This window comes from Oleiphilus sp. HI0080 (assembly GCF_001635135.1).
Map to the genome: position 1 here is coordinate 1 of NZ_LWFU01000185.1, position 7,479 is coordinate 7,479.

Sequence of the window (7,479 nt, forward strand, 5' to 3'; positions counted from 1 at the left end):
GTTTAACCAGAATACCTTCTTCGACTAATCGCGTTAGACGATCTGAGAGCCGATGCTTGGTAATACCCAGGGACTTCTGAAAATCTGAAAAGCGCCGAACCCGGCGGAAGCAATCGCGAATGATAAGTAAGGTCCAGCGATCGCCGAATATCGCTAAGCCACGAGCCATAGAACATATTTGTGAGTCGACATCTTCCCAACGCATTGCTTTCCCTTAGTTTCTGTTCTCGATTTATTGTTACGCATCAAACACCTTTTACGAAGCCGTTCTAGCATCTATTTCTAAATTATAGGTTGATAAGTTCCATTTTAGAACCTATATTATCGATTAGGTTCCAAAAAGGAACCTATATGGAAGAAATTTGAGTAACCTATCGTATGAATAGAGGTAAATATTATGATCTTACTAAGCTCAATTTGGACACTTTTCAGCACAAACTTTTATCTAAGCCAGAAAGATCTAGCGCTTGAGGCCGGCGACCTAGACTAAACAATGCTGCCGTTAAACCGATCCCTTAGTGCTTTTACGTGTGGTTTTAAAAAACCACTAAACAACCAATCAATTAATCAAGCATTGATCGACCTAGGTGCGCATTAGCCTTTACAGCATCAACGTGATGGCCCGCGCCAATCTAGGTCGTTTTTTATAGCCTTCTTACTCCTCAGTCCTAAACCTGCCACTCCTGAGCAAAAAAAGCGTGTGCACGCCCTAGCCCGCGAATCGGTCCACCCTCACTGGCGAAATATTGATGGGCAACAATATCAGGTCATGTCCGTTAGTGATCTCAGCAATGACACTTTCGGTTTACAGAGTGTGTGATTGCGTCATAATCAAGCCAATTTCGTGTTCTTATTCAGAGGCCTTTGATTGTGCAGATTGAAGATCGACTAAACATTGAGTACCCGCTTATTCAAGCGCCGATGGCAGGCGTGCAGAATTGGGAATTAGCCGTTGCGGTATCTGAAGCCGGCGGGCTCGGTTCAATTCCATGCGGAATGCTCAACCCAGATCAAGTTGAACAAGAGCTCAATTACTTTAAGCAGCATTCCAACAAGCCCTACAACCTAAACTTCTTTTGTCACACCATGCCTCCGGTTGACGAACAAAAAGAAGCACGCTGGTTGCACCATCTATCCACCTATTATGCAGAGGTCGGCCTTGCAGTTTCTGCCCCGCCAAGTGCATTGCGCATGCCCTTTAATGATGAGATGGCAGACAGAATAGAGCCGTTCAAACCGCCCGTGATCAGCTTTCACTTTGGGCTTCCCGCAAGACACCTTGTTGAAAGAGTAAAATCCTGGGGGACGATCATACTTTCGTCCGCCACGACGCTCGAGGAGGCGACTTGGCTTGAAGCGCATGGTGTTGATGTGCTCATCGCTCAAGGCATCGAAGCCGGTGGTCACCGAGGCATGTTCAGCGACACACAGTTAGATGCCCAGTTACCAACAAAACGCCTGGTTAAAGCGATAGCTGCAGCGCTATCAACACCGGTTATCGCAGCCGGAGGCATTGCCAGCAAACAGGATATTCAAGACGCTTTAAATTGGGGCGCTGCTGGCGTGCAGCTGGGAACCGCGTTTCTTCTATGCAATGAAGCAAACACTAGCGCAGCCTATCGAAGCGCTCTACGTGATCAAAAGGCTGAGACCCACTTAACCAATGTCTTTTCAGGCAGGCCAGCGCGGGGGATTGAAAATCGTTTAATGAAAGAGCTTGGGTTTATCTCTGATAAAGCGCCTGACTTTCCCTATGCGGCAACGGCCGTTGCGCCACTTCGGGCATACTCAGAGCAAAACCAACTGGGCGATTTTTTACCGATGTGGTCAGGGACAAATCGCAGTGGATGTCATGAAGGTCCGGCCGCTGAGCTTGTGCATTCACTATCCGACGAGCCGCTGTCTTAACAACGCTAGTCTTTCAGGTCATCCAGTAGGGCAGATAAAGTTTGACGACCCTTTTGCTTGGCGCGCTCTTTATCTTGTTCCTCTCCACCTTCGTACTCCACATCGTCTTCAGGAAGCTCATCTAAAAACCGACTGGGGATCGTTTCGATTTTTTCGCCAAATTGTTTACGCGTTGCAGCATACGTTAAAGCCAACGTCTGTTTCGCCCGCGTAATACCGACATACATTAAGCGACGCTCTTCTTCGATGTTGTCTTCTTCGATGCTGTTTCTATGCGGTAGGATTTCTTCTTCGAGGCCCATGATAAACACATGCGGAAACTCCAGCCCTTTTGACGCGTGCAAGGTCAACAGGTGCACCTTATCGCTATCATCTTCCTCTTCCTGCTGCTCTAACATATCGCGAAGAACGAGTTTAGAGATGGCTTCATCTATGCCTATCTCGTCAGCCGTCCCCTTGTCCGCGTCGAGCATGGCTTTCATGGAATCGACCAAATACCAGACGTTTTCCATTCTTCGTTCTGCTGCCTTCGGCGTACTGGCGTTCTGGTAGAGCCATTGGTCGTATTCGATGTCGGTAAATAATTGCTTAATAACGGGTATCGGATCTTCTTCATAACAGCGCCGCGTCGTATTCTCCAGCCAAGTACAAAAACGCCGTACTTTCTCCAAAGGCCTTTCCTTCAGAACCTGCTCCAATCCTATTTCAGAACAAGCTTGGAACAAACTAATGTTTCGCTCGGTAGAATAATTCCCCAGCTTCTCGAGGGTGCTTGGGCCAATTTCTCTGCGCGGAACATTCACCACGCGCAAGAACGCTGCATCATCATCCGGGTTTACCAGCAGTCGCAAGTAAGCCATTGCATCTTTAATTTCATTCTTTGCAAAAAATGAGGTGCCGCCAGACAGGCGATAAGGTACCTGAAAGGCCTGCAGTTTTATTTCAAGCAGACGGCTTTGATGATTGCCCCGATAAAGCACTGCAAAGTCTTTAAACGAAACACTGCGCTTCAGTTTTTGATCAAGTATCTCCGCCGCTACCTGCTCGGCCTCGGCATCTTCGTTACGACAACGGATGATACGAATGCGATCACCGGCGCCCATATCGCTCCACAAGCGTTTTTCAAACACGTGCGGGTTGTTGGCGATAACGACATTCGCTGAATTTAGAATAAGGCTTGTTGAACGGTAATTTTGTTCCAGCTTAACGAGCTTTAGCGTTGGAAAGTCTTCTTCGAGTTTGGCTAGGTTCTCGGGACGCGCACCTCGCCACGCATAAATTGACTGGTCGTCATCGCCTACCACAGTCAGCGCTTGCCGCTCCTCAACCAGCAGTTTTACCATTTCGTACTGGGCGATATTCGTGTCCTGATACTCATCGACTAACAGGTATTGAATCTTCTGACGCCATTTTCGCAAGACTTCATGGTCGTCCTGAAACAAGGTCACCGGGAGCAAAATCAGATCATCAAAATCAAGTGCGTTGTAAGCTTTAAGATAGCGGTTATAGAGCACATACACTTGTGCAATTTGCAGATCTTCAGGTGTTTTTGCTGCACTCAAGGCTGCCTGAGGAGTCAGCATTGCGTTTTTCCAACTCGAGATTTGCATTTGCGCAGCATTCAGGATATCGCTGTTCTCCTCTCCTTCTTTGATCATCAAATCACGAAGCAAGGCTTTGGCGTCTTCAGAATCAAAAATGGAGAATCCGGGCTTGTAACCCAGTTTTTTATGCTCGGTGCGAATGATGTTTAAGCCAAGATTGTGGAACGTACTTACGGTTAAGCCGCGAGCATCTGGCCCGCTGATCAGCTTGCCAACACGCTCTTTCATCTCACGAGCTGCTTTATTGGTGAACGTCACGGCAGCAATATTTCGCCCTTTCAAACCGCATTCGTTCACCAGGTAGGCAATTTTGCGCGTAATCACACTCGTTTTACCACTACCCGCGCCAGCCAACACCAGCAAAGGCCCGGCAACATAACGGACAGCTTCTCGTTGTTTCGGGTTGAGCGTTGTACCCACAGTGGCCTCTATCAGATGTGCGTTTTGCGGCAGGGGCGCTAGTTTACCCGAGTTGCCACTGACTAAAAAAGGATTCTTTATTTCATTTAGCAGGGTTTAAAAATCTCTTCTCGCTCCCATAAATGAAGACTTCAAAAAAGAATTACGGAAGCATTGAATGTCATCCATTGCCCAGCTAATTGCAGACGAATTAGCCATTCGAACGGAACAAGTAGAAGCGACCATACAGCTTATCAATGAGGGTGCGACCATCCCATTTATCGCACGCTATCGCAAAGAAAAAACCGGCGCTCTTGATGATACGCAGTTACGGAAATTGGACGAACGGCTCACTTATTTATCAGAGCTGCACGATCGACGCGATGTCATTCTCAAAAGCATTGCCGAGCAAGACAAGCTGAGCCCAGAGCTTGAGAAAACTATTCGAGCCTGTACTAGCAAGCAAAGTCTCGAAGACCTTTACCTACCCTACAAGCCAAAACGCCGCACCAAAGGCCAAATCGCGATCGAAGCGGGCATTGAGCCTTTAGCGACCCTGCTTTTCAATGACCCGACCAAAACACCCGAAACAGAAGCGCAACACTTTATTAATAGCGACGCGGGTTTTGCAGATACCAAAGCCGTTTTAGACGGTGCCAAGTACATACTGATCGAACGCTTTAGCGAAGATGCGGCGTTACTCGCAAAATTACGACATGAAATGTGGTCTTTCGGCGTTTTGATAAGCACTGCGGCCGATACTGCGCATAAAGACGCGCAAAAGTTTCAGGATTACTTCGAATACAGCGAAGCGATTAAGAAAATTCCTTCTCACCGTGCTCTCGCACTCTTTAGAGGGCGTAAAGAAGGAGTGTTGTCCTTGAGCTTGGAACATGTCGACACAGATAAGACATCAAGACTCGCTGTATCGCCCTGCGAGTCTATCATCGCCAATCAGGTTGGCGTACAGGATCAAAATCGAGCGGCCGATGCCTGGTTAAAAGAAGTCATCCGTTGGACGTGGCGGGTTAAACTCGGCATGAGCATCGAAACCGAGCTACTTGGCCAGTTACGCGAACAGGCTGAAGAGGTGGCGATCAAGGTGTTTGCAGAGAATATGAAAGACCTGCTCCTAGCTGCGCCGGCCGGTCCAAAGGCAACCATCGGGCTGGACCCTGGCTTGCGCACTGGCGTGAAAGTGGCCGTCGTCGACGCGACTGGAAAGCTACTCGACCATGCAACGATTTACCCTCATGCGCCAAAAAATCAGTGGGATATGTCGATTGAAGTTATCGCAAAACTTGCCCGTAAGCATCATGCTGAACTGTTGAGCATTGGCAATGGCACAGCCTCCCGCGAGACCGAAAAACTCTGCGCTGACTTATGTAAGCGCTACCCTGAACTCCCGCTATCTCGAATTGTGGTGAGCGAAGCCGGTGCTTCGGTTTATTCTGCCTCAGAGACCGCCGCCAACGAATTCCCCGATCTCGATGTGAGTATTCGGGGCGCGGTGTCTATTGCGCGACGCTTGCAGGACCCTCTAGCAGAATTGGTAAAGATCGAGCCGAAAGCCATTGGCGTTGGCCAATATCAACACGATGTTAGCCAATTTAGACTCGGTAAAAGTCTCGATGCCGTGATTGAAGACTGTGTAAATGCCGTTGGTGTCGATCTCAATACGGCATCAGCGCCATTACTTGCACGCGTATCCGGTGTGGCCGCAAACACAGCAAGCAATATCGTTGCATTTCGCGATGCCAACGGCGCATTCAAATCCAGAAAAGAGCTCAAAAATGTACCAAGGCTTGGCGACAAGGCTTTTGAGCAATGCGCCGGTTTCTTGCGTGTAAACGGTGGCGCAGACCCTCTGGATGCATCCGCTGTTCATCCTGAGTCTTATGGCTTGGTTGAACGCATCGCAAAATCACAAAGCGCCTCCGTCTCCGATTTAATCGGGCAAGCCAACAACCTCAAGCAAGTGCGCGTCGAGGATTTTGTCGATACGCGTTTTGGTCACCATACCGTAGAAGATGTACTAAACGAGCTGGCAAAGCCCGGTCGTGACCCGCGTCCGGAGTTTAAATTTGCCAGTTTCAAGGATGGGGTTGAAGAAATCAGCGACCTTGAAGAAGGCATGATTCTGGAAGGAAGCATTACCAACGTCACGCACTTTGGAGCCTTTGTTGATATTGGCGTGCATCAGGATGGACTTGTGCATATATCCTGTTTGGCCGATAAGTTCGTCAAAGATCCGCGTGAAGTTGTCAAAACAGGAGACATCGTCAAGGTAAAAGTGCTTGAAGCGGATGTAAAGCGAAAGCGTATTGCATTAACGATGCGCCTGAGTGATTCGGTCTCAGAACAGGCAAAACAAGACAGACAGGATAGAGGCGGGATTAAAACGGATAGAGCCAATAAATTGCCAAAACAAAAAGGCGCTAAGCAGGCTCCGGTCAACAATGCTTTTGCCTCTGCATTTGCCAAAGCAAAAAAGAAATAGCCCTGTTCGCCCCGATTGATTCATCGTAGTATGTTTACGCGCTGGAAGTGCTTTAAAAGGACAAGAAAATGACAATATCAACTTCGTCGCATGGTCATGGATATCAGGCACTCCTTAGCTATCTAAACGACTCAAACACGAGACTCATTTCGAGAGGACTCGAAAAAGAGGGCCTGCGTGTCACGCCCGACTTTTCGATCACCCAATCAGACCACCCTGACGCGCTGGGCCACCCTCTTACACATAGCTCAATCACTACGGATTACTCGGAAGCCTTACTTGAGCTCATCACCTCCGTGCAAACAACGCGTCAGGGCTTGATTTCAGAGCTTGAGGCAACCCACAAGTTTGTACTTAACAACATCGGCGATGAAAGCCTTTGGGCGGGCAGCATGCCTTGCCGACTCGATGGCAATGACAGCATTCGTATCGCCGAATATGGCGATTCCAACATTGGCCAACTGAAGCATGTTTATCGCAAAGGGCTTGATGTTCGATACGGGCGTATCATGCAGAGCATCGCAGGACTACACTTCAACTTTTCATTGTCTGACGAGTTTTGGAACACGCTCAAAGATGCAGAGAAAAGTCCTGCGACGCTGCAAGAGTTTAAATCTCAGAAGTACTTTGCGTTAACACGAAACTTTCGCCGCTACAGTTGGTTATTGATGTATCTGTTTGGCGCATCGCCGGCGCTCGACCAAAGCTTTTTAGAGGGACGCAAACACGATTTAGAACGCTTTGACGAAAAAGGCACCCTTTATCGCCCATTCGCGACATCGCTGAGAATGAGCGATCTCGGCTATAGCAATAACGCGCAAAGCTCGTTGAATATATGTTTCAACACGCTTGAAAACTTTACCAATACGCTAACGAACGCAATTCATACATCTTATCCGCGATACGAGGAAATTGGATTACACGACAGCGAGGGCTACACGCAGCTGAACACAAACGTGCTTCAAATCGAGAACGAGTACTACAGCTCTATTCGACCAAAGCGAACCACCCTGTCCGGAGAGAAACCGACTGCAGCATTAAATGAACGTGGCGTGGAATATGTCGAAG

General features: G+C 48.4%; 5 protein-coding genes. 3 read left to right on the top strand and 2 right to left on the bottom strand.

Translation table 11 applies throughout. From position 1 onward, the window contains the following. Positions 1-205, bottom strand: a 205-nt coding sequence (locus A3751_RS02010) for a helix-turn-helix domain-containing protein (RefSeq protein WP_197466108.1), incomplete at its 3' end; no start/stop codon positions are given. 665 nt (positions 206-870) lie between these two features. On the opposite strand from A3751_RS02010, the gene A3751_RS02015 reads away from it, so the two are divergent. After that, entirely contained in the window at positions 871-1,908 is a 1,038-nt protein-coding gene (locus A3751_RS02015; protein ID WP_068451534.1) for a nitronate monooxygenase family protein, read from the top strand. 5 nt (positions 1,909-1,913) lie between these two features. On the opposite strand, the gene rep is transcribed toward A3751_RS02015, so the two are convergent. After that, entirely contained in the window at positions 1,914-3,932 is a 2,019-nt protein-coding gene (gene rep, locus A3751_RS02020) for a DNA helicase Rep (RefSeq protein WP_068451537.1), read from the bottom strand. 157 nt (positions 3,933-4,089) lie between these two features. On the opposite strand from rep, the gene A3751_RS02025 reads away from it, so the two are divergent. Next, positions 4,090-6,411, top strand: coding sequence for a Tex family protein (locus tag A3751_RS02025; protein ID WP_068451540.1), 2,322 nt, complete (start codon positions 4,090-4,092; stop codon positions 6,409-6,411). A gap of 68 nt (positions 6,412-6,479) precedes the next feature. Continuing rightward, positions 6,480-7,479: glutamate--cysteine ligase (gene gshA / locus A3751_RS02030; protein WP_068451543.1), on the top strand; the 1,000-nt coding region annotated here is incomplete at its 3' end.

Bases quoted from the DNA above. Each gene is read 5' to 3' on its own strand.
- A3751_RS02025 (WP_068451540.1), top strand. From the start codon at position 4,090: ATGTCATCCATTGCCCAGCTAATTGCAGACGAATTAGCCATTCGAACG.